We start from the raw sequence: 20,936 nt of genomic DNA on the forward strand, positions 1-20,936 counted from the left end.
GGTGGTGCCCTTTTCAATAGGTTCTATCTAGGGCACCACCGGTTACTTGAGCGTTTATGTGTTAGCCGCCATAGGGATCATTGACCCCTCCGAAGCTTGGGGCGAAGTACTCCGGTCCTGGCGTTGCAACAACGGGATCAGGTTCTTGTGGTGTCGGGGCAGGCGCGCTGACTTGCTTTTTTCCCCAGAAATGATCGAGATCTGAACCGTCCGTAATGGAGATGGAATTGTCTTCGTAGATGGGCCTACCACCACTGGATGGTGCTCTCTGGGCCGGAGCGGCATAGCTTGAGGTCTGCTGACGTGGCTGGGGTGCCCGGTATGCTGGGGGCTCATCGTAGATAGGCTGCCCAAAGCCGTGATTAGCTCCTCCAGGGGCATCTACATACTGATAGCTGCTACGGGCGGGGGTTGGCGCAGCTGGCCTAACCCATCTGACCGGTGCTCCTTCGTAATCGTGAGCAATCTTTTTTAGATGATCCTGATACTCTCCATAAGTCATTTCTTGGCTACAAGCGGCCAGCGAAAGCAGAATTGTAGAGGCGATAATAATCTTTTTCATTGTGTGTGTCCTTTATATTGTCAGGATGTGTCCTCCTGAGTGGTTTCAAGTTAGTGCAGTGATCTTACCGGAACGCTTAGGCCTTCAATCTGAGCGACGATGCCTTCGCGGATTTCAGATGCAAGCCTGTCAGCAAGATCAGGGCTGAAGTCGGCTGGGCCCCTCATGCTGAGCTTCACGTCGATTGTCGCCGGACGAACACGGTAGGTTAGGCCTACTCGTATGTTGCCGTAGATTTCCGTCAACGGGTGCTTCGCCATCATGTAGCGGGTCGGGCCGTGGGTCTTTACATCAACGACATCGAAACCGGCATGGGCAAGACCTTCATGCATGATCATCGCGCTCTGAGAGCCTGTGTAATCAAACGTCCAGAACCCTTCGACGATCTTATATGTCGCCTTTTGCGCCTCAGCTTCCAGCATGCTCTGCTTGGCCGCTTGCCTATCCACAGCGTGTGCGGCTCGGTTCATTGCAGCATAATCGACCTGACGATCAGTAAGCGGATCGACCACGCCAGTTCCACCGCAAGCTGCGAGGCCAAGTAGGAGAGGTGAAGCTATCAATATTTTTCTAAGCATAGTGACCTCAATTATTTGATAAGAAACTCTGTAGTGTAATGTTGGATTTCTCGGATCGCCTGGGCGGCGGCTTCATCATTTTTGGAGCCGGTGACCAAGAAGGTAATATTGCTGCCTCGTCCATCCTCGCTTTCGATATTCACTACACCGCGCTCCGATCCTCGAACGGCCGTGATCACCCCGATCAATGGTGCGAATGATGTGAGCGTGAAACCAGTGTTCATTAGTCCACTGCGAGCTGCGCGCAAGGAAACATACGTGGGAGTTTCCGAGAGAACTGTATAGGCGGTGTGGCTGCCTACTGACTGCTCCTCAACCGATTTAGCTTGTTGGGAGCCCGGGTAGATTGCACCGGTAACCTTGTTGGCCACGTCATTTGGCATGTCGGCAAACCGCCCCATGGGGAGCGTATCCATTGTTGCGCATGCGCCTAGAAATGGGACCAATATAAGGGCTTTCAAAAATTTCATCATCAATTGCTCTGATTGTGTGCAAGGGATGAAATAAACAAGAATGGTTTAAGAATTCTTGATTGGAAACAATCCAGCCAGGAAGTGTTAACTGTCTTTAGCTGTGGTTCGACTTCGTAAGAAGAGTTACGGAGAAGGAAGCGCCCGCTCTTCGGGCTTGTGATCAACACCACCAAAGTTCATGAGATCATAATACTCGCGGAGAAACATCTCATCTTTGCTGTGGACTTCGTAATGCGGGAAGTGAATTCCGTTTTTGAAGTGCCTCTTGTCGGCTGGCGTTAGATCTGACCATAGATAACCGTTGGCGGGGAGCTCATCGTTCAGATATCGCTCAATTGTATGTAGGCGTTGCTGACCATCCAGAATGAGGCCATCAAATGGGTGATCGTAGTCTTCTGGAAGAACATTGATTGAAAATGTCCCGAGAGGAATGCCGCGCCACGCGCTTTCAAGGAAACTCAATTGTTTTTCTTCAGACCAAACTAGGTCCCTTTGAAAATCAGGAACATTAAATCCTAGGATACTCCGCATACCCTCTTGGGGCTTGAAAAAGGAATCCACCTGATTATTGACCAGGTATCCCATCGTAGACTGGGTGTGCTGTCCAAGCTTGAAAGACGGAGGCATAAGACGTTCGCTGGTCATAGGGATACCCATAGTTTTATCTTGCTAATAGCTACCAAATGGGGAGCTATTAGCAAGAGGCAATCAGCGCCAGATACCTTAGTCTGCGGTAACGCTGGGCTCTACGCGAGACTTGGTTGTCGACGGCGCAGGTTCGCGCATTTTTTCGACGAGGTGTTTGATCCGATGTCTCTGGGTCACGAGTATGTGGGTGGCGGTAAAGCATGCGATAAAGAGGTTCGCGGTCCAGTCCAGATATGTCGTCATTAACGCGGCATAATAGATCATGGCTGGAGCGCCAACTGCGAACAGTGCTACCCCCAGCGTGCCTCCGATCAGCACTCTTGCAAACCGCAGTGGTGTGTCCGTACGTGTCCGGAAAAATTTGGCGAGCGCGGTCGCTAATGCGTTGTTCTCAAGTGCTTTGGTCATGAAGAATACTCCTGTATCTCAGGTAAGTACAAGACATGTATTAAGCACGAGTTGAAATTTATGGTTGAGTTGTGATTCACAAAGACCACATACTCAAGTGGCTACCCCAAAAGGTGGCCGACTAACTTGGGAGACTAACTATGACTGAACATCCTCGTCTTGAAGCGCTTCAAGCTCGTCACCGTGAATTGGACACAAGAATCCAAGAGGAAGAGCGCCGCCCAAGTCCGGAAACAGACAAAGTCACAGCTCTTAAGAAAGAAAAAATGAAGGTGAAGGAAGAAATCACCCATTTTGAGACAGAGAACGCCTAGGCAGGCACGACCCCAGCCCTTTTTTATGAGGGCTGGGGAGCCTCACTTCATATTGCTGGCCACTTGGTTTCATGATAAACGTAATATATGAAACCAAGCCAAGAACTAATTGACGCATTCCAAGCAGTAGCTGACCTGACAGCGCCGAAATGTGCGGCCTGCCGGGCGCCGTTTGCGTGTTGCTCAAGAGATCAGTGCGAAGGCACGAAGGACTTTGCGAAAGAGCACTTCGGTGTCACCTTGGAAGAAACTGGCGGGAAGCTTCCGTTCTTGGGTGATAACGGATGTGTGGTGCCACCTCACCTGCGGCCGCTATGTTCGGTTCATGTTTGCGAGATGCACCTATCAGACCCTGAGTGGTCGGAAGCCTACATGGATGCTAGAGCGCGCGCGGACGAGGCTCTATGGGCATTGCTGATGCCGGACGACGAAAATCAGTAAAGCCTCCCCTACCCTGCGCTATGCAAAAATAGACATGAACATTTTTTATAGAAAAAGATCTTGAATGGATAATTCGGCTTCCTATCTAGGCTTTGCCTTAGGATGCCATGAAGGGTCCATAGGCAAAATGCCCGTCGAAAGAGGGTAATTAACAACATTGCTCAAAAGAGGATGACTTTACTATGAAACACTTTGATTTGACCCCTATCTACCGTTCCGCAATCGGTTTTGACCAAATGGCCAGCGCCATTGATCGTATGATGAGAGAAACCAATGTTCCTGCGTATCCGCCATACGATATTGAACAGCTGGGTGAAGACAGCTGGAAGATCACCTTGGCTGTCGCAGGATTTGCTACCGATGAAATTGATGTAGAAGTGCGCGATCAGGTTCTTGTTGTCTCCGGATCTCAGAAAGAGGATGACACGAAGCGGGAGTATCTGCACAAAGGTATCGCTACCCGCAACTTTGAGCGTAAGTTCACTTTGGCTGATCACGTGAAGATCACCGAGGCAAAACATGAAAATGGCCTACTGAGCCTGAGCTTCGAGCGTGAACTTCCAAAAGAGAAAAAGCCTCGTAAAATCAAGATCAACTGATCCTTTCCTGATGTAGTGTTCGGGCCTCACCGATTGGTGGGGCCCTTTCTATTTGGTGTGTATCTCCATTGCGCAGGAACGGCATTGGTGCGAAAATATGAAGATGAGAAGCAATACCACCATCGCTCCTACTGAACTGTCCGTCCTCCATGGCCATTCCATACACTTCTGGTGTCCTAACATGCATGTCCAGAGTATCCTGGTCAGTGACCTTTTAGCGTTGCCTAGTCCTCCTCAGACGACCGCTGATGCGTTGGGCAGGGCCCGCTGCAAGACCTGTGGACAGATGGCATCCGAAATCAGGATATCATTTCAGGGTGGCGCCTATACAGGATAATAGTATGGTCTCCATTTACAAAGCATAGATCTAGAACTATACTTGCTTTATTATATGGAGACTTACGATGGATTGGACTGAGAAAGATCAGAAAGAGTATGATGCTATTGTAGACCAATTGCGTCGGCAGGGTTGGGATCGGTACGATGCAATGGAAGAAGCCGATATCAAGATGTCAGAGCGCAAAGAGCATAGAGCTAAGAAGGAAGCTTCAGAGGAGTAGCCGCTTCCGAAATCTCTTGCTTGCCAGGTATCCCGGAACAGCAACTGGGGAGCGGCGGCACAAGACATCCAGCAAGCAAGAGGCCACCAAAAGGCGGCCTCTTTTGATTAGTATCCGTTGCTAATTTGCGCTAGCTCCCTACTCCCAAAATTTGGAATTAGGTTGCCAAAATGCAACGAGGGTTTCTTACATCTTGGGAGTGCTAGTGGAGGCCTCTGGTTGCCAGGTCGCAGAAGTGTAGCTGGTGCCCTTGTAGAGATTGCCTAGAAGGCCTGCCTCATAGATCGCAGTAAACACCCGCTCTGCCTCAGCCTCTGTGGTGGCCTCCGCTTTCTCTTCGCGTTCCTCCTGAAGGATGTAATCGCAGGTGCCCTCGAAGTTACGGGGCTTGATGGTGAGATAAACGTAGCCGTAGCCACCTTCGTCTTCACGGATCTCAAGGTCGTGAAGTTCGCTATGTGCAATTGCGTGGCTTCGTGATCTCTGGTTGAAGCCTGTCCAGGTAAAGTCATCGGGTAAGCTTTCCGCAATGTCTTCGAGGGCATTATCCCAGGCGAATTCACGGCCATCGATATCTTCGGAATCGAGCTCTTCAAATGGCTCGAAGTGAATAGTGACCCCTCGGGAGTCGTGATAATGTCCAATACCCATCTTAGTACCTCTCTCGTTCACTCATTAAGTGATACGTTGGGTGCATTGATCAAGTGAGGAGTTATCAGAAGCTCAGTTGGCTGGCGAACTTGCTTTTCCATCCTCCGGTATCGCCAAAGCAGCCTACGGAGATTTCAACGTGCTGCGGGATTTTTTCGCTATCAATGTCTGCCCAGTATGAAATCAGACCGAACATGATGCTCACTTTCTTCTGTAGCACATTATAGCGGGTGTAATCGCCCCAAGCGTCACCATCCTTGATCTTACGGCCGACTACACGATAATTGCCATCATCCATTGGCTTTTGGGTCATAAACTATCACCTTATTGCTATCAATTGCGCGAATATCCAGCGGACAAACTGCTTAAGTTAGCTGCGCTATAGTAATTAGATTATAGATAGATTGTCAACTATTCAAGAATATTCGTAAGGGTTGCCAATCTAATCTTGGTATCCTTCATGGCCCCGGGCTGCTGGGTTCTGCGTAATGGTCCCTGGCGTGGTTTTCCCACAGAAAGCGCTGAGCTTCATCAAAAGACAAGGTGGAGCACTGTTGGTTGCCACAGATGACATAGTATGCTTCCGGATCTTGGGCTTGATCGACAACAATCCAGCTCCCATCCTCGTGTTCGATGATGTGAGTGTAGTCTTCCATCATGTCTGCGACGGCAGTGTCTTGGGCTTCTTCCATCGGAACGGTCTTGGCCGTTCCCTTCCATTCATCAAATGTCATATTTTCCATCCTCCTAGCCTAAATCTACGCCAGTAAACCAAAGTGGCAAGGGAAATTATTGCAGCCTCATTGTACTTGTCTATAGTTGACATTGCATGGTCATGATGTGATAAATAAAGAAATATAAGGGTTTTCGATGTGAATAAACTTGGGAATTTGGCTCCAGGAACTGTTTCTAGACTTCGTCGTGGGGTCTTTCTCGATCTGGAGGCAACCGGCTTGAATGAAGGCAGCTTTCCCATCGAGATTGGGTTTGCGTACATCCATACTGATGAGGTCGGCCGCGATAGCGTGCGCTCATGGTCGTACCTGATCAAGCCCCATAGAAGCTGGGATATTGAAGCTGTCTGGAGTACGGAATCCGAGAAAATTCATAAGATCCCGATGGCTGATTTGGCCTTTGGTGAGCCTGTTGAGAGAGTTGTAGAAGACTACACGAGAATGCAGAAAATGCGCGAGTGCTTCTTCTCCGATGCGCCATCTTATGACTGCCGATGGTTGGCCCCGGCAATGAAGGCCGGTCATAAAAGCGAGGCTTCATGTGAAGAGATTAGCATGCAGCTGGAATTTGGGTTTAAGCATCTGTTTTATGAGGGTCTGTACGATGTGCCGAGTGAGATCGTGGGCAATGTTATTAGCTATCTTGATCAAACGGCGCCCAATAATACTCCACATAGAGCGGGGCCTGACGCCGAGCTGATGGCCTTGCAGGCACTGGGGTTGGTTAGGCATCTCGAGGCGGGAACAATTACTCAATTCGAGAGCGCTTACGAATAGGTAGATGTTAGCCTTGCTCGATGTTTTTGTCGGGCAACTTTCGAGAAATATGACGATATATCATTTAAGCAAGACAGGCGATTGTATGGATAACTTTAGAGAAATGATCGAGCTTACCCCAGCTCCGGGCGAATATATCGACTTCGAGCGCATTTGGAGTATTTGGCCATATCGAATGACAGCGATGGACGGGTGTCCTCAGGATCCTTCATACCATGCTGAAGGTGACGTGGGTGTCCATACGCGTAGTGTGATGTCAGCTCTTGTTGGCTTGCCCGAATGGCAGCAGCGCTCTGAGGTGGATCGCTTTGTTTTGTTCTGGGCTACCGTACTCCACGATGTAGCTAAGCCTGTTACGACTGTGGTGGATGACGACGGGCGTATCAGTGCCCCCAATCACTCTCGTATCGGCGCTCAGATTGCCAGAGAGCTGCTCTACAAGGCGGATGTCGATTTCTTCATCCGTGAGCGTATCTGCGGGATCATCCTGGCCCACCAGCGACCCTTCCATTTCATGGAGAGCAGTGACCCAGATCGTGAGGCGATCAAGATGTGTTATATGGCCCCGGTTCGGGATGTGGTGCTGCATGCCAAGGCGGACCTGCTGGGACGCGATGGAATCGGGGTGGACGATGCGATGGAGAGCACTGAAATGCTTCTATCAGTTGCCGAGGATCGCGGCTGTGAGAGCCGCAAATATTGGTTCGATAGCTCCACCGCTCGGCTAGGATTTCTGCGTGATAACAAGCCGATCTCCTATATTCCTCATGTAGATTTCGGCAGTAAGGTTACGATGCTCTACGGTCTTCCTGGGTCTGGCAAAGACACATGGATCAAAAATCATGCGCGTGATCTTCCTGTGGTATCGACGGATGCTTTGCGGGTGGAGTTGGGTATCAAACCAGACTCCAAGCGGCAGGGTGAAGTGATGCAGGCTGCCAAAGAGCGTGCACGTGAGTACCTGCGTAAGAAGCAGGATTTCGTCTTCAATGCGACCAATATTGATAGCCGCATCCGCACGCCTTTCGTGGACCTTTTTCACGATTATGGAGCCCATATCACCGGGGTAAACATTGAGGTCGGATACCGTGAGTGGCGGCAGCAGAACGCTAAACGGCGGCATAAAGAGGTTGTGCCAGATGTCTACTTGGATAAGTCGGTTGCCCGTATGGAGCCGATAAGCTTTCGTGAAGTCCATGATGTAGATAACTTCGTTCAGCGGTTCGACCACAATCTGAGCCCTGAATTGCCCGCGTCCTCTATGGACGCAGGGCTATGAGTGACCTGATGATTGAGCTAGTTACCTGTACGCCTTCTCTGAGGGCGTACAGGATATAGTTTCAGTGCTTCGACCTAGTTAGGACAAAAGTACGTTAGCGATCCACTGTAGTGTCTGGTGGTCAGATGCAGATAAGACGCGCTTCAAGGCTTCTAGAGGCTTTCTCAAATAATCGAAATACTCGTATAGTGATATATTTAAGTCCAGAGCCGCCACCATGACCTCACGGTCAAGTACTCCTAGTAATTTTAGCGCTAAAATGGTGGTAAGCAGAATAAGAATTCCTAGTATATCCATAGCGTGTTCCGCTGACACGGGCCGCCATTTTAACCCTGTGAACAAACTATCTCGAAGAATGCGCTTTCCAATTGGCTCTTTTAAATAAAACCAGGCGATCCCGAATAGAAATGTATAACATAGTAATGTAGCTGGATTGCTCATCTTTAGTTTTCCTCTTAAGTTGGGGCAAAATTGCCTTCTACTATAGTAGATGATGACATTCTCAGGTTTTCCAACTTAGATGAGCAAAAAAGTTGACTCTATGTCGGTTTCATTTGCGTTATGTTTGAATGATCAAGTGGTCTCACTAGGATTATGCATGCTAAAGTTATACCTAGGTGGGGTATGAATAGACAAAAATATGATTAGCAATTTAGAAGATGGATGCCGTATGAGTGACCTGATGATGGATCCTGTTACCCGAGATTGGCTGGAAGATGACCGTGAGGGCGTATATCCGGTCTCTGACGAGCTTATGGCAGTCGCAGCGGCGTTCTGCCTAGAACGGTGGAGAGAACGCGCTGAGGAGCGTGGTTTGCCTGTCCCTCGGGATCTATCTTATGCCTGTAAGTTCACAAGCTTGTTTTTGCGTGAGCTTATTGGTGGCGAGATCAAAGGGAACTGGGATCATCAGTTTGTTGAACTCGATGGTGAGATTTATGATCTCAACCGGTCAGCCGAAGATGTAGCCAACTTGGTTGATCCTTGGCATCATGATCCTGAGTTCATGGGCAATCCAGAACATGTTGAAGCTCTGGAGAGCTGCATTCCTAGAGTGCGCACATGGGTAGAGAAATTCATGTCTCAATATAGTCCGGAGCCTGGCGCCGACTTTATCGGGTCAGAACCCTGTAGTATTAGCATGTAATTTGAGGAAGCAATTATGAGCGATAAACTTGTCCTAACCTACCAAGACTTCGAACTCACTCGAGTGGATGCGCCCAGAGATTGCTTTCCTAAGGGCAACCTTTTCAGTGCTGGTCCCCTGATGCCGGATACTCCGGTTCATATTTTCCATCAGGATTTCTTTGTTGTCAGGAAGCCTGATGGTCAGTGGTTTTACACCTCTGAAGCCCAGAAGAACGGTAGACTAGCAGAGACCTTTGATGAGGCTGTCTGGCGCCTCTACATGGATGATTACATCCTCAGTAGCCTGGATCCGAAAGATATCTCTGAGCCAGTAGTTCAGTCGATCTACCATAAGTATGTCGACCGTGAAGGCTTCCCTGACCTTGGTGCGGAAGAGCTGCTAGATGATATCACCAGTGGAAAGATTGAACTTTCTGAGGCTGATCGTCAGCATCACAAGATGATTTTGCTCCTCATCATCGAGCTTTATGAAACCGTAAAACAGTCAGCGGAAGACGAGGAAGAAGATGAGTGTGATATCATTGATAGTATAACCGAAACCGACATGCACGAGTCTTTAGTTACCGTGTGGGCCGCCCTCAACGACTACCGCGAAAAGGTGCTTACTGCCGGTGACCCGGTAAGCGATGAGAAGTGGAAGAAGATCCGCAGCGCGATGATCGATGTCGCGGAAAGCGTGGATGATGAGCCTACTTACGGAATGGGCTTCAGGTAAGGGATTTATATGACTGATTTTATCGAAACTTTTAACAAGCATGAGGAAGCCTGCTCAGGCATGATCCTTTGGCTCAACGAAAATGCCGATTTCCTGAGCAAAGAATGGGCTCTCCATCATAGTGGTGGTGGTTTCACTCATTATCGTGCTGAAGGTGACGTCGACGGACGTCAGTGCTACTTCCTTCTTTGCCATGACGGGGTAGCAGAGCCAGATCCCATGCAAGAGGAGGCATGCTGGACACTGAGTGCCAATCAGACGGACAAAGCCGGGGAGGATGTTTCCTTTGCGGTCTTGGCTGAGGACTTCAAGGATGCCCGGGACGCCGTTAAAGCTGCCAAAGAAGCTGTAAAGAATCCTGAGTGGGAAGATCTGTCAGCGCCGCCTGCCCCGCGTTGATCACGGGATCATCTTCATCCTGTCTTCCAATCCCAGCCCAGATCTCTCTAAGATGGAGCGCAGCCCTGCGTCACCTGGGCGCCAGGCGGTAAGTTTCTTGTCCGGCGCTTCCATCGTTAGAATGGTGCCGTCCAACAACGACCAAGCGTAAACACCACGAGCCCCTTCTGTCAGAGGTTTCATGGGAAGCTCGCAGAGCTGCTTTAAGATATCCGGATCCTGAGTGGGTGTCTCGATTTTAGAAGGTGGCAAGAAATCAGCGATCTTTTCACCGCTCCACTCTTCGAGGGCCTCCTGATCCAAAATTTCTGTGAACACGAAGCTTAGAAGATGGATGCGCGCAACGGGTTTGAGGTCCTCGGAAGGAGCTGATCCGTAAGCAATGCTGGGTGAGCGAGAAGCCAGGCGTCCAGCTGCGCACTGGCACCTTTCATAATAACGTTCAAGATTGGCGGCTTGATTTGCGTTGCCTTCAAATGCGAAGCGAATTTGACCGTTCTCTGAAATCACGGGCTTGCCATCTACCGAAGCGCACACAAGCGCTGATTTTGGCAGCACATCCGTGATCATCATGCGTCCACTTAAGAAAGGTCCGAGATCTTGGACGAGTGCATTTGGGCTAGGAACAAGGATCAATCCTTCAGTGGTGGGTCCATCGAAATTAGCAGGCCAGGACATCAAGAATACCTCTTTTGCATATAAGCCCTAATTATCCTCGTTCCCCTTAACTTTGCAATAAGCAAGTTCCTGTATCCTAAGAAGATACCAGTTGGGAATGAGCCAGTGATCGATAATAGAAGTTGGGATGCGCAGTTCGAGACAAAGGTCTTTGGTGGAATCAAAGACATCTTGAGAACCCGCTTTGGGGACAAGTCGGTGACGGATAATGTGGTGGGTGCAATCCTAGAACGGTACAAGTCGCAGCCTGCCATGATCAGAGATCGCGTGCATGCGGCTGCAACTCTGTTTGAGATGCTCCGCCATCAGGATTCTGGCGGGTTCTCTGAGCAGGAAGCTAGCGTGCTGGAAATCTCCTTGCGGCCGTCCATGCTAAAGCTGTCTGAATCCCGCCCAGAGTATTGATGCTCTCTAGTCTGACTTAGTGGATCGCCGGGGCAATAGAGATGTCCAGCTCATCTGCGCGTTTTTGAAGGGAATCCTCTTTATTTTATGGTTCTGGGCGTCTTTGAGGTAGGATTTCGAAGACTTCGTCATCGGTCATAGCTCCGACGTAGTCCTGGATGACGCTCTTAAGGTAGTCTTCATCGGACTTGGCGCTGTCGAGCATGTCACTACGCACGAAGTCACGGATGGAGTCCCATCCTTCAAGCATGTCGATTGAATCGGCTCCATAATGGTTGGTCATGTGGCTCTCAAGATCTGTTTTGCTCATCTGTGAAGTCCGCTGGAAAACGATCCCTTCGATGTTTCCGCTATCTTCAAAGCAGTCCTCCATCAGGAGATCGACGGCTTCTAGGCGCTCAGGTGAATTATTATTCATAGGTGTCATCTTCCATATTGATTGAAACACAAGAATAGAGTATCTCTCTGTCATGTATTATAATTGATAGTGCGAAAACTACAAGCATACTTGAAAGAGCAGGATACTTTATGACGTCGCCAATGACGGGTGATAAGCCCACCTTCAAGATCAGTGCCCCTCTCCTTGAGGGCTCCTCCCTAGCGTTCGCTTATGAAGTGGGGACGGAAACCGCAATCGTGAGAGAGCGCCTTATGCCGACACCGGTAAGCCGCTTCATCTATTTCTCTGACAAATCTGAAGCGATGGCTGAAGCCGCCAATATTCAACTCGGGATTCTTCGTAAAAAATATGATGAGGTCGATACGCGCTATAAGCGCAAGGAGCGTGCCGCAGCTCGTGAGAACCTCGATGCGCTGATCACGGAGGTCGATGCGGGTGTGGCTTCCGGCGACTACCGTTCAGTTGAGTTCATCCCTTCGCCTGCGCGTGAAATCGACGGTAGCTACCTGCCTGTTGGAGCGCCAATCTATGTGATCGATAACGAAAGCGATGATCCTAAAATCGATACCTACAAGGTTTCTCAGTATCTCTATTTCGGTGGTCGCGTACTCTACTACCAGTGCATGCCGGTAAGCACAGAAGATGACGAGGCTGCCGACTTCCGGATTACTTCTGATTACCTCCGTGAGGATGGTCAGGTATTTTTGCCCGCTTCCCGGGGTGAAAAGGTGTCCATGTTCTGGACGAAGTTCGCCGCTTCTGAGCGGCTTCACGAGCTTCTTAATTCAGATAAAAACCTGAACGAAGGCGATGCCGAGATGACGAATGCAGAACAGCTTGATGAGCTTTTGTCTCAGCTTCTGAACCCGCTTGGGGATGACCTTGACCAAGAGTCAGAAGGTCCCTCGATGTCGATGGGGTGACGAGATGATCAAGCGTTTGAGAGATATCTGTCTTCTGAGAATTCGAGCTGATGGCACCGATTGGTTCTGTGTGTTCGTGGTAACCTGCCTCTTGAGCGGTTTGGGGCTTATCGTCCTGATGGGTATCTATCAGGACGAACAGGCGCCAGGCTGGCCTCTATTGCTGATTTTATCGATGCCGTTTCTGCGCGGCATCTATGAAATCGTCATCTGGCTTGGTAAGATCAAGTTCGACCCACGCGGCCGACGGTTGCGCTGACTTAGAATTCGATAGCCAGTGTCAGGCAGGGAACGGCTGTAGCGACGATATCCATCGCCTCGACGTTCCCGCGCCCGGTACTGTCATAGAGTTCTTTACCCACACCGAGCGCCACAGCCGTCGCACAGGCGGCCTTACGGCTTTTTGTGACCTGGTACGCCCCGAAGGCGCCAGCGCTTCCTGCGGCCATGTGCATGTACTTGTCTTGAGCACATCCCGACGTCAATGTCAGTACGCCTAAACTCACAGCTATAATTCTAAAACGTGGCACACCAATCTCCTATGACTGATGTCTAATTGCGCCCTTTTGGTTTCTCTAAGTTGAATTCATGTGCCGTGTAAATCGTCCATTAATCACTGTTTCCGAATGTAGAACGATCACGCCAAATTAATGGACGATTAACCATAGAGGCGGTGACCTTAGTAAATCCTATTCATGTTCAAAGAATAGGATTTACTTGTGACACACTTAAAAAAATATGTGGCAGGCGCTGCTATAAGTACTGCTGCTCTCACTGCTGCCCTGCCCGCACATGCGAATGAAGCCGTGTTCGTTAATAACATGCTGGCGACCTATGAGGCGCATGCGATTGACCAGGATTATTGGAGGCATCAAGGCTTCCGCAGTAATAGCATTGTTGAAAGCGGTGAATACCTAGGCGCCCGTGCGGTGGAAGAGTTGTCTTATCGGCTAAGAAATACCTCGGGCGGCAACTCTCTATTGTTCCTCGCACAGCTGGTAAACTTTCAATATCAAACAGCCAACGCCATCATGTTTGGCCATGAATATGCGCATTTCGCGATGCACGACTGGTACGGTTTGGGTGAACACTACTTCTATAATCACGACGACAACGAAGAGATCAGCTTCGGTCAAGCTTATGGCTACACGTTGCTGTTCGGCGGACCTGGCGGGGCGTCGGCAACTTCGCGTAGCGGTGGCGTGTCTTACGGTGACCCGGCAAAGCGTATCCGTACCACGATGTCTGGTGTGAACTGGCAGATGAACTATTCCGAGAAGTGGCTACAACGCAACCTTCAGGGCCGCCCAAACCACGCCTATTCCTGGCCTGGATATGTCGCAAACCGAATTAAGACATTCACCTATACCCTTGGAGATCATCGGGAAAGTGATACTGCGGTCCAAGGCGACATGGTTAAGATCGCAGCTCATTACGAGGCGCGCGGATACAGTGACGCAGATGACGCTTTGGGTGAGATGCTTCTCTACAGCGGTATCGGTAACCTGCTGTCTCCAACCCTTTGGCAGATTCCTAAATCAATCAAACATGCTCGTAAAAATAGATTCGAGATGTCTGACCCCTATTTCCACCTAGGAAATGGTCTTCAGTTTACTTGGGATGTGCCTCAGTACCACAATCCGGATGGCATGACCCTCGCCCCTGCCTTCTATCTAAAAGCCGGACCTTTTGTTGGGGGCGTTCAAGTGGAGAAGGCTGTGATCGGCGATGCGACAGATGAGTTTACTGGCATCATCTTGAGTGATTTCCACAATGCTCAAGCATCCTTGAGCTATACTGTGAACCCCGATCTGGAAGGATCTCACATCGAGGCGAGCTTGAGCTATGACTTAACCGAGTTGCTTGGTTTCGAAATTCGCCATATCTCTAGTGATGGCATAACCCTGCGTGGTGATCGCAATAACCACAGTGGTACAGACGCCACTATGATTGGTGTTAAGTTGCGCTTCTAATTCACTAACTAAAAACGATTTACCCCTGAGAGCTTGCCTACCTAATATGGAGGACTATGCTCTCAGGGGTAAATTATAGGTGACTTCATGAAAAAAGGTTTTGCAGGTGCATTGGTAATCGCGCTGCTGCCATGTCTGGTCTCCGCAGAAACTCTTCCGAGTGATGGTTTCTGCGAGCGGATAGACAAGCTGTCCTCAGGCCTGGCTATCAGGACTTCCGTCGAGTGGAAAGATGGCAAAGCTACCGTAAATCACTATAGCAGGGAGATTTCTGGCGAAGTTGTCGGCATGAGATCATTCGATGGCGGATTCCGCTTTTCGGTCCAGTATATGGATGAATGGGGACTTCAAGAGATTGCAGTGTTCCAGCGCGAATATGGTGGAAAAACTTCCGCATCACTCGGGTGGGTTGGTTACGAAGAGCTTGAGAATGGTGAGCGGGTGGTAAAGACCGTGCAGGGATTTGGGCCTGCTACCTGTATTATAAATAGGGGCCTGTAAGTAGTCCTGGCCCCTACTATCAGTCTAGAAGTGTCTGCTTGCCATGCAGTCCGGTGCTCGCCTTCGCGATGGTGGCAGGATCGGATTTCCAGCCATCGAGAAGATCAATAATGGCATCCGCATCTCGTTTTGTAAGGAAGTTACCTGTCAGCGATACCGGCCGACGTAGGTCTCCATATCTTGCTCTGATAGCGTATCTGCGCGAGTTCGGGTACTTCGGTGGCCTCATTTGGTCAGGGTCATCCTCATCGGCGATCACGGTGGCATAGAAATCGTGCAACAGTTGTTGGCTGAGGATCCTTCCATCCGGGTTGATAAGCATCGCTCCCGAAAATCTTATCTGGTTCCTTTCATAACCGCGACGACTTTGCCGCCACAAAGGAAACCCTGTGATTGCGAGCGATGCAACACAAGACCAGAACACGGCCGCGCCTTTGCTTAGAAATGGAAGCAGATCGAACACAGCTGCAAACAATGCCGCCGCAGTCAAGGAGAAGGAGCCTGCGATGGCTATAAGTAGGTGTGGGTCCGTTAGGGGGCGTGCCCTACGGAAGCGAATGACATAGTCACCGCGATGTCGAAAAACGTCTGGTTTTCCTTTGTCTTTTTTCTCTGAAGAACGCGGGCCCCCACCCTCGTTCTTGGCAGCAGTAATCATAACTAGTATCCTTGTAGATAAGGCCTCAGCTTATGATATATACATGCTTCTGTCTATTGATGTGACATGGATAGAAGCCATACGTTAAGGTTCTGGTAAGCTTTAACGTATGGCTTGGCAGCTATCAGCCCATGCTTGGACCGTCGTTCATTGGCGGACTTTGTTGTGCTCTGATTTGGTTGCGAGACATGATTACGTCTACGAGTCTTGTGTTGGCCTCTTCCATAATTGCGAAGTCTTCTATGTCGACTGCATCCACAATCCTGGCGAGTTCACTTCCGGCGCCCAAAGTGGAGATGCGTGCAATACCAGTAAAGGGAGGCATGCCGGTTGCGGGGATCATCTCTATTTTCTGATAGGACGGCTGTGTTTCATCATCGAATGTTAGGGCATCTTGCCCAGGCTCCATGCTGCCTAGACCCACAAACATGCCACCTGCATGAATTGAGGCCTGCAACAGGGCCTCAACATCGGGACGGCTCCAATATTCGTGGGGTCCCATGTCGATATCCACGATGCAGCGGCCATCCACTTCATTTATGGAGTGATCGATCATGTACTCGATAATCTGGGTTTGCAGCTCAGGGCTGCGCGCGGGTCCTTGTATGGGATAATCGTAAACCTCAATGATCCGCTCCAGAAGATCCTCGGTGCAGGCTTCGTCGATTTCTGTCTTCAGGTTTTTGATAACTTGTGGGTCTTCGTCGGTAGCGATCAAAATTCTCATAATAATATCCTCAAAAATATGATTTCTTACATTGAAGGTGCGGCTTCCATCGCGTGGTCGTAGTCCACCTGTATTTGCGTCTCGAGGGCCTGCATTGCGCTCAGTACGTTTTCATATCGCCCTACAAGGCCTTGGCTGTCTGGATCGGTCTGGCGCAGGTACTGTGAGCGTACTGAGTACAAGGTGGCGCCAAATTCAAAGCCTGGATGACGAGAAGCAATAATTGCGTAGCCATCGTTTTCTTTGTCGAACAGTGCGAAGTGGGCACCCTTGCCTTCCGGGGCCTGTTTGAAACGTGTTGCCTCGGCGATCACATTCCAATCTCTAACGAGATCTTTCGCATGAAAGATGCTGGTGATCTTGGTTGCATCAATGAAGGATCCATCCGGCGCCACGAGAGCGATCATGACGGTGCTATTGGTTTCTGGATCGAACTTCTTGGGGTTCTTCAGGTCCCATGCCATAGCTTTCATGCCGCCCTCAAAGGTACGGGTCATGAAGACGTCTTTCTCGTCATTCTTGGTTGCCTTGAACTCCAGGTCCTTCAGGACGCGATCTAGGTGCGACATCGTAACTTCCTTCTGTCTCTAAGCGGAGATGCTTGAGAGGACGCAAGTTACGATGTCCTGGTTTCGTCAGAATGAATTTTTGAAGGAGATCAGGGCCAGGTTAGTTGGGACCCTCATGAACTCTGGGGCTATCTACTGACTTTCGCTCTCCATGTATTGTTGTGTAGGAGAACTTAGCGTTAGTCCCGAAACCCAGGCTTCATTGAAGCCGTAAGGCACCTGAAAGAATGAGCACCCCGGTAAGCACTATTTCTGTACCGGGGTGACGACCAAGCTTAGTCGGCGCCGATCATCTTTCTGATAATAACTGTGGCAGCCATTGCATTGCCGGTAGCATCTACAATGGCGGAGTGACGCTCGGCTACACTTTTGGCATCTTCTGCGTTCTCAAAGAAGCCGACCCGATGGTTTTCTTCGGAGAGGAAGTTGTGCACCAGATTCAGCGATACATGCGAGGTGGAGTTCGAGATGGATTGGATCTTATAAGACCAACCAGCCACATGACCCACCATGGCACCCCCTCCATCCTCGGTGATGTTACCGTACCAGTTAACATGTGGCGCTAGCGAGCCCGCGCCCCGATATTTTCCGATAGTGTCCCTGATCTCAATCAAGGCAGACTGCGCGCTTGCCAGGAAAGTGTCATGGTGAGCGTGCTTGATCTGTTCTAGCTTATCTACGGTAGTCATATTTTGCTTTCTTCTTGTCTGTGACCTTCGGCATCTGACTAAGGTCAGTCCTGCGGGGAAACACCGTGGTAGTCTTCATCCACACAGGTGATGTGATAGCGCGAACCATCTACGGTGACGCTATGACCCAACTTATCGAGTGCCATCACCAGAAGATCGGCCGGGCTGTAGTCCTTGCCATCATAGCAGGCAGCCTCACCCGGTTTATTGATGACTTCCTCACCATCAACGACAACGCGACCGCCTTCGGCCCATGCTTGACCACAGTCATCGCATTCGTGCTCGTCTTGATCGGTGGTGATCTCAATCTTCATACTTATTCAGCTTTCTACTTATCAATTTAACATCAAACAATGCCGGTTATCGGACATCTAACTGGAATTAATAGTAAGGCTAAATCTGAACAGTTGTCAACTATCTATGGTTAGACAAGAATACTTATCGGCCGGGCCCTGAAGGACCGTTATCTTGATCCGCGCTGGGCATTCTCACCTCTGGTTTAGCGGGCTTGCCGAAATGATTTGGGCTGGGCTCAACTTCCATATCGAGCCTGATATCGCATTTTTCGAAGCCTAGAGGATGGCCTTGAATACCAGCAGGCGACAGGGTTGGTTTGGCGTTCTTCAGGAAGTCTACGGGATGAAGCTCGTCATAGATTTTTGAGAGATTAATTGAAATCTTATCATCCCAGTTCTCGATAAAATACTTCGGGTTCGGATCGCGTGTAATCAGCTTCCATTCCTGGTTTTCAGGATCCATGTTTGGCTCTGCCTCCTCAGAGGTCGCGATCCACGCCCAACCATCTGAGTGCATCAATGTGTGGACTGTGAGAAAGCGGATATCCGAAGAGAATTCATTGCCACCATTAGCTCTCTCCCTGGCGCCACGGGAGACAGAAAAGCGCATGGTAGAGATCATCCCAGAAGGTTCTTCGACATCTTTTGTAGCGTTCCGGTTGGCCTTAAACTCGTTGAGCAAGGTTCCTTTCGCAAAAGTGCATAGGGATCGAATATGGGAATGAGCAGAGATGGTTGCGGTCGTGTTTAGAAGGTATCTTCTATCAGATGATGACATTGGTTCTCTCCTGTCTGTATGGGGGTAGATATGGCACCGATTTCTGCAAGCGGCCATCCTTGAAAAGAAAAAGAGGACCGCACATGATGCAGTCCCCTTTCAGTTCAAAAGAAATCCCACACGAAACGGGTGGTATCCTGACGACGAGGCGCGGCAGCCTCATCATAATAGTCTTCGTCGGCCGCATTCCGGCAATAGATAGCGTTCTGACGACGCAGGTGCCGAGCGCACTTCTTCTTAAATGCCTTACGGCGGCCACTTTCGGCGTAACGGCCATCCATGATGGAGTGCCGGTAGTCCAGTTTTGCCTCAGCCCAGATTTCCTCCTCGGAGGGGCGGGACAAGAGGCTCCAGTTATAAAGCCCGTTAAGCCAGCGATACTGGCCCTCTACAGAACGGCTCAGCTGGCTACGACGATAAGTTCGGCTCATGTTGGTCTCCTATGTATTTACCTACATAATCGACCTCCTGGGCTGTATGTTTTCATGATATAAACTCACACTTATTTGAACCTTGAATATACAAGTTTGACAGGTATCAGTCAAGGTGAGAGTCTAATTAATTGAAGGCAATATTTTATCTAATCATGTTGACACATGTATAGTTTGAATATAATGTTGACACTAACGGCGGTGATCATTGTCTATCGCCATTGGTTTTGGATTTATGGAGAATATAGATGGCATATGGTGATTATAACGGTCCTGATAAGGATGACAAAGGCCATGAAGGTGGTAGCTGCAATCGCACGCTGTGTCAGGCCCCGGACGCCATCTGGTACAACCATGGTTCCCTTTCTTGGTATTGTGCGGATTGCCGTCATGAGATCGAGAATGACATCGTAAATAAGCGCGACTGGGCGCTCAACTTTGAGCAAAAGTGCGGTCATCCGATGTTCGAGACTCGTGAGATGATGGATGATCGTGAACAGCAACAGCGCGATGACCGCGAGGCCGCATTGAGCGAAGCTTACCATACGAGACATTTGGACGGACTGCGTGAGATCATTTTGGAGAATGATGAAGAACGATACCAGTTCCCAGAGTTCTTCGGCACAGAGACAAACGCAAATTCCGGTCGTAAGGCGCGTGAGCAAGTCCGTGCTGCCACCGTTGAGGCGGGCGTATTAAAGGAAACCCGTCAGCAGCGTCGTGCTCGTGAACGGGATGCCGCTAAGGGGCGGTAAGCCGATCTTTAACCGACTATCTAGGGGCAAGCATCAGGTACGATGCCTGCCCCTAGATAGTCGGTGATCGTCTCGATCAGGTGCTCGAGAAATGTTAGATGTTTTGCTTGCTCATGCGCAGAGCGGGTACCGCAAAAGCAACAGCTGGTATCCAAAGCCAGAAGGTGACGAAAGCTCCCGCAGCAGCGAGGATACCAGCAATACTTGCCAAGAACCCGGTCATAACGATCTTCATGATTTCTGCCTTGCTCAAAGGACTTCCTCTCAACATGAGTTTGGGAGTTGGCTCCCTTGTGTTTGGGGCAACTAGCACTGTCCTTGTCTGTCCGCAAGCTGGTCTTGTCTGATTTTGACAGATGCCGTTACATCTTGGGACCGGAAGGTTCCGGGGCAGCTCTCTTTTCACCTAGGCGAACAGCGTTTTCCATCGCCATATCCAGATGTTGGAACTCACCGCAATCTTTTACCCAAAAGGTGGCATCATTATTGGGGTCATCCTGACCGTACTCGTTCAATACGTAGGAGGTGCCTTCTTCATAGGCACAGACCTGGATCCTGATATTTTCATCGGATTTCAGGACGTATTCATCGTCTTCTAGTTCAGGATTTCTGGCTTGGTTGAAGTTGAAGAGGTCTTTGGTCATCGTGGTTGCCCTATGTTTCTGGCTCATGCTCCCCTGTATTTGTCAGAAAATATGAAATCCAAAAGGGGTTTTGCGTCCGGCCTTCCAGGTGGCGTCGATCTGTTTATTCGCTAGCTAACGGAACTACCCCAACCTAGGTGAGTTAAATCAACACTGAAGATCATCAGTTCACTCCCACCTAAGATGTCCCCTGTGGCCCCTTGCTGAACGCTTGGGGCCACT

35 protein-coding genes are annotated in these 20,936 nt (G+C 49.8%); 14 read left to right on the forward strand and 21 right to left on the reverse strand.

The genetic code is table 11. The features are described 5' to 3' along the window. Positions 1–61: 61 nt before the first annotated feature. The 5 genes from J7392_RS04390 to J7392_RS04410 all read right to left on the reverse strand — a co-directional run bounded on the left by J7392_RS04390 (position 62) and on the right by J7392_RS04410 (position 2,669). Entirely contained in the window at positions 62–562 is a 501-nt protein-coding gene (locus tag J7392_RS04390; RefSeq protein WP_209216348.1) for a hypothetical protein, read from the reverse strand. 50 nt (positions 563–612) lie between these two features. Then, positions 613–1,074 (reverse strand): hypothetical protein, encoded by a 462-nt coding sequence (locus tag J7392_RS04395; protein WP_209216349.1) that lies wholly within the window; start codon positions 1,072–1,074, stop codon positions 613–615. A gap of 77 nt (positions 1,075–1,151) precedes the next feature. After that, positions 1,152–1,613: a hypothetical protein gene (locus tag J7392_RS04400; protein WP_209216350.1), complete on the reverse strand. Its 462-nt coding sequence runs from the start codon at positions 1,611–1,613 to the stop codon at positions 1,152–1,154. A gap of 123 nt (positions 1,614–1,736) precedes the next feature. Then, positions 1,737–2,258: a DUF262 domain-containing protein gene (locus tag J7392_RS04405; RefSeq protein ID WP_209216351.1), complete on the reverse strand. Its 522-nt coding sequence runs from the start codon at positions 2,256–2,258 to the stop codon at positions 1,737–1,739. A gap of 78 nt (positions 2,259–2,336) precedes the next feature. Further along, positions 2,337–2,669, reverse strand: a complete 333-nt coding sequence (locus J7392_RS04410) for a hypothetical protein (RefSeq protein ID WP_209216352.1) — start codon at positions 2,667–2,669, stop codon at positions 2,337–2,339. Between the two features lie 140 nt (positions 2,670–2,809). Between J7392_RS04410 and J7392_RS04415 the strand changes: the two genes are divergently transcribed. The 3 genes from J7392_RS04415 to J7392_RS04425 all read left to right on the forward strand — a co-directional run bounded on the left by J7392_RS04415 (position 2,810) and on the right by J7392_RS04425 (position 4,583). Then, positions 2,810–2,983 carry a DUF465 domain-containing protein gene (locus J7392_RS04415; protein WP_209216353.1) on the forward strand — a complete coding sequence of 58 codons (174 nt, stop codon included), beginning with the start codon at positions 2,810–2,812 and terminating at the stop codon, positions 2,981–2,983. A 623-nt stretch (positions 2,984–3,606) separates the two neighbouring features. Beyond that, positions 3,607–4,023 (forward strand): Hsp20 family protein, encoded by a 417-nt coding sequence (locus tag J7392_RS04420; protein ID WP_209216354.1) that lies wholly within the window; start codon positions 3,607–3,609, stop codon positions 4,021–4,023. A 404-nt stretch (positions 4,024–4,427) separates the two neighbouring features. Continuing rightward, entirely contained in the window at positions 4,428–4,583 is a 156-nt protein-coding gene (locus J7392_RS04425) for a hypothetical protein (RefSeq protein WP_209216355.1), read from the forward strand. 186 nt (positions 4,584–4,769) lie between these two features. Here the strand turns inward: J7392_RS04425 and J7392_RS04430 are convergent, their stop codons facing one another. The 3 genes from J7392_RS04430 to J7392_RS04440 all read right to left on the reverse strand — a co-directional run bounded on the left by J7392_RS04430 (position 4,770) and on the right by J7392_RS04440 (position 5,968). Further along, on the reverse strand, positions 4,770–5,234 hold the full coding sequence (locus tag J7392_RS04430; RefSeq protein ID WP_209216356.1) for a hypothetical protein: 465 nt from the start codon (positions 5,232–5,234) through the stop codon (positions 4,770–4,772). A gap of 64 nt (positions 5,235–5,298) precedes the next feature. After that, complete coding sequence (locus J7392_RS04435) at positions 5,299–5,547, reverse strand: hypothetical protein (protein ID WP_209216357.1); 249 nt, start codon at positions 5,545–5,547, stop codon at positions 5,299–5,301. A gap of 145 nt (positions 5,548–5,692) precedes the next feature. Beyond that, a complete protein-coding gene (locus tag J7392_RS04440) occupies positions 5,693–5,968 on the reverse strand; it encodes a hypothetical protein (protein WP_209216358.1) in 276 nt (91 codons plus the stop codon). Positions 5,969–6,106: 138 nt separating this feature from the next. Between J7392_RS04440 and J7392_RS04445 the strand changes: the two genes are divergently transcribed. Further along, entirely contained in the window at positions 6,107–6,745 is a 639-nt protein-coding gene (locus J7392_RS04445) for a hypothetical protein (RefSeq protein WP_209216359.1), read from the forward strand. An 85-nt stretch (positions 6,746–6,830) separates the two neighbouring features. After that, the gene (locus J7392_RS04450) at positions 6,831–8,024 is read left to right on the forward strand and encodes an AAA family ATPase (protein WP_209216360.1); all 1,194 of its coding nucleotides are present in this window, start codon (positions 6,831–6,833) and stop codon (positions 8,022–8,024) included. A gap of 78 nt (positions 8,025–8,102) precedes the next feature. On the opposite strand, the gene J7392_RS04455 is transcribed toward J7392_RS04450, so the two are convergent. Further along, the gene (locus J7392_RS04455; RefSeq protein ID WP_209216361.1) at positions 8,103–8,465 is read right to left on the reverse strand and encodes a hypothetical protein; all 363 of its coding nucleotides are present in this window, start codon (positions 8,463–8,465) and stop codon (positions 8,103–8,105) included. 229 nt (positions 8,466–8,694) lie between these two features. Here J7392_RS04455 and J7392_RS04460 point away from each other — a divergent pair, with 229 nt between their 5' ends. From J7392_RS04460 to J7392_RS04470, 3 genes are read left to right on the forward strand one after another with little or no spacing between them, the layout of a single operon-like run. Next, complete coding sequence (locus J7392_RS04460; protein WP_209216362.1) at positions 8,695–9,171, forward strand: hypothetical protein; 477 nt, start codon at positions 8,695–8,697, stop codon at positions 9,169–9,171. Between the two features lie 15 nt (positions 9,172–9,186). Continuing rightward, positions 9,187–9,888: a hypothetical protein gene (locus J7392_RS04465; RefSeq protein ID WP_209216363.1), complete on the forward strand. Its 702-nt coding sequence runs from the start codon at positions 9,187–9,189 to the stop codon at positions 9,886–9,888. A 9-nt stretch (positions 9,889–9,897) separates the two neighbouring features. Next, positions 9,898–10,287 carry a hypothetical protein gene (locus tag J7392_RS04470; protein WP_209216364.1) on the forward strand — a complete coding sequence of 130 codons (390 nt, stop codon included), beginning with the start codon at positions 9,898–9,900 and terminating at the stop codon, positions 10,285–10,287. On the opposite strand, the gene J7392_RS04475 is transcribed toward J7392_RS04470, so the two are convergent. Beyond that, positions 10,288–10,860 (reverse strand): hypothetical protein, encoded by a 573-nt coding sequence (locus J7392_RS04475; protein ID WP_209216365.1) that lies wholly within the window; start codon positions 10,858–10,860, stop codon positions 10,288–10,290. It abuts the gene before it with no gap. A gap of 210 nt (positions 10,861–11,070) precedes the next feature. On the opposite strand from J7392_RS04475, the gene J7392_RS04480 reads away from it, so the two are divergent. After that, positions 11,071–11,370, forward strand: a complete 300-nt coding sequence (locus tag J7392_RS04480; protein ID WP_209216366.1) for a hypothetical protein — start codon at positions 11,071–11,073, stop codon at positions 11,368–11,370. A gap of 85 nt (positions 11,371–11,455) precedes the next feature. Here the strand turns inward: J7392_RS04480 and J7392_RS04485 are convergent, their stop codons facing one another. Continuing rightward, a complete protein-coding gene (locus tag J7392_RS04485; protein WP_209216367.1) occupies positions 11,456–11,788 on the reverse strand; it encodes a hypothetical protein in 333 nt (110 codons plus the stop codon). A 110-nt stretch (positions 11,789–11,898) separates the two neighbouring features. On the opposite strand from J7392_RS04485, the gene J7392_RS04490 reads away from it, so the two are divergent. Next, complete coding sequence (locus tag J7392_RS04490; RefSeq protein ID WP_209216368.1) at positions 11,899–12,693, forward strand: hypothetical protein; 795 nt, start codon at positions 11,899–11,901, stop codon at positions 12,691–12,693. 4 nt (positions 12,694–12,697) lie between these two features. Next, entirely contained in the window at positions 12,698–12,952 is a 255-nt protein-coding gene (locus J7392_RS04495) for a hypothetical protein (RefSeq protein ID WP_209216369.1), read from the forward strand. A 1-nt stretch (position 12,953) separates the two neighbouring features. Here the strand turns inward: J7392_RS04495 and J7392_RS04500 are convergent, their stop codons facing one another. Beyond that, positions 12,954–13,148, reverse strand: a complete 195-nt coding sequence (locus tag J7392_RS04500) for a hypothetical protein (RefSeq protein ID WP_209216370.1) — start codon at positions 13,146–13,148, stop codon at positions 12,954–12,956. Positions 13,149–13,412: 264 nt separating this feature from the next. On the opposite strand from J7392_RS04500, the gene J7392_RS04505 reads away from it, so the two are divergent. Together J7392_RS04505 and J7392_RS04510 are read left to right on the forward strand one after the other, a co-directional pair. Beyond that, on the forward strand, positions 13,413–14,666 hold the full coding sequence (locus J7392_RS04505; RefSeq protein WP_209216371.1) for a hypothetical protein: 1,254 nt from the start codon (positions 13,413–13,415) through the stop codon (positions 14,664–14,666). Positions 14,667–14,753: 87 nt separating this feature from the next. Next, positions 14,754–15,167 (forward strand): hypothetical protein, encoded by a 414-nt coding sequence (locus tag J7392_RS04510; RefSeq protein WP_209216372.1) that lies wholly within the window; start codon positions 14,754–14,756, stop codon positions 15,165–15,167. Positions 15,168–15,186: 19 nt separating this feature from the next. Here J7392_RS04510 and J7392_RS04515 read toward each other — a convergent pair whose 3' ends face one another. The 7 genes from J7392_RS04515 to J7392_RS04545 form a co-directional block, all read right to left on the reverse strand. Next, positions 15,187–15,825 carry a hypothetical protein gene (locus J7392_RS04515; RefSeq protein WP_209216373.1) on the reverse strand — a complete coding sequence of 213 codons (639 nt, stop codon included), beginning with the start codon at positions 15,823–15,825 and terminating at the stop codon, positions 15,187–15,189. A 124-nt stretch (positions 15,826–15,949) separates the two neighbouring features. After that, positions 15,950–16,552 (reverse strand): hypothetical protein, encoded by a 603-nt coding sequence (locus J7392_RS04520; protein ID WP_209216374.1) that lies wholly within the window; start codon positions 16,550–16,552, stop codon positions 15,950–15,952. Between the two features lie 26 nt (positions 16,553–16,578). Continuing rightward, on the reverse strand, positions 16,579–17,121 hold the full coding sequence (locus tag J7392_RS04525; RefSeq protein ID WP_209216375.1) for a hypothetical protein: 543 nt from the start codon (positions 17,119–17,121) through the stop codon (positions 16,579–16,581). 275 nt (positions 17,122–17,396) lie between these two features. After that, positions 17,397–17,810: a hypothetical protein gene (locus J7392_RS04530; protein ID WP_209216376.1), complete on the reverse strand. Its 414-nt coding sequence runs from the start codon at positions 17,808–17,810 to the stop codon at positions 17,397–17,399. Between the two features lie 44 nt (positions 17,811–17,854). After that, positions 17,855–18,124, reverse strand: coding sequence for a hypothetical protein (locus J7392_RS04535; RefSeq protein WP_209216377.1), 270 nt, complete (start codon positions 18,122–18,124; stop codon positions 17,855–17,857). A gap of 124 nt (positions 18,125–18,248) precedes the next feature. After that, positions 18,249–18,884, reverse strand: coding sequence for a hypothetical protein (locus tag J7392_RS04540; protein ID WP_209216378.1), 636 nt, complete (start codon positions 18,882–18,884; stop codon positions 18,249–18,251). A gap of 104 nt (positions 18,885–18,988) precedes the next feature. Then, entirely contained in the window at positions 18,989–19,315 is a 327-nt protein-coding gene (locus J7392_RS04545) for a hypothetical protein (protein ID WP_209216379.1), read from the reverse strand. 248 nt (positions 19,316–19,563) lie between these two features. On the opposite strand from J7392_RS04545, the gene J7392_RS04550 reads away from it, so the two are divergent. Further along, entirely contained in the window at positions 19,564–20,070 is a 507-nt protein-coding gene (locus tag J7392_RS04550) for a hypothetical protein (RefSeq protein WP_209216380.1), read from the forward strand. Between the two features lie 94 nt (positions 20,071–20,164). On the opposite strand, the gene J7392_RS04555 is transcribed toward J7392_RS04550, so the two are convergent. Both J7392_RS04555 and J7392_RS04560 read right to left on the reverse strand, forming a co-directional pair. Beyond that, positions 20,165–20,323 carry a hypothetical protein gene (locus tag J7392_RS04555; RefSeq protein WP_209216381.1) on the reverse strand — a complete coding sequence of 53 codons (159 nt, stop codon included), beginning with the start codon at positions 20,321–20,323 and terminating at the stop codon, positions 20,165–20,167. Between the two features lie 109 nt (positions 20,324–20,432). Continuing rightward, on the reverse strand, positions 20,433–20,714 hold the full coding sequence (locus J7392_RS04560; RefSeq protein WP_209216382.1) for a hypothetical protein: 282 nt from the start codon (positions 20,712–20,714) through the stop codon (positions 20,433–20,435). Between the last annotated feature and the right edge of the window lie 222 nt (positions 20,715–20,936).

Origin of the sequence: Sulfitobacter sp. R18_1, assembly GCF_017743915.1 — a bacterium.
Lineage (GTDB): Bacteria > Pseudomonadota > Alphaproteobacteria > Rhodobacterales > Rhodobacteraceae > Sulfitobacter > Sulfitobacter faviae.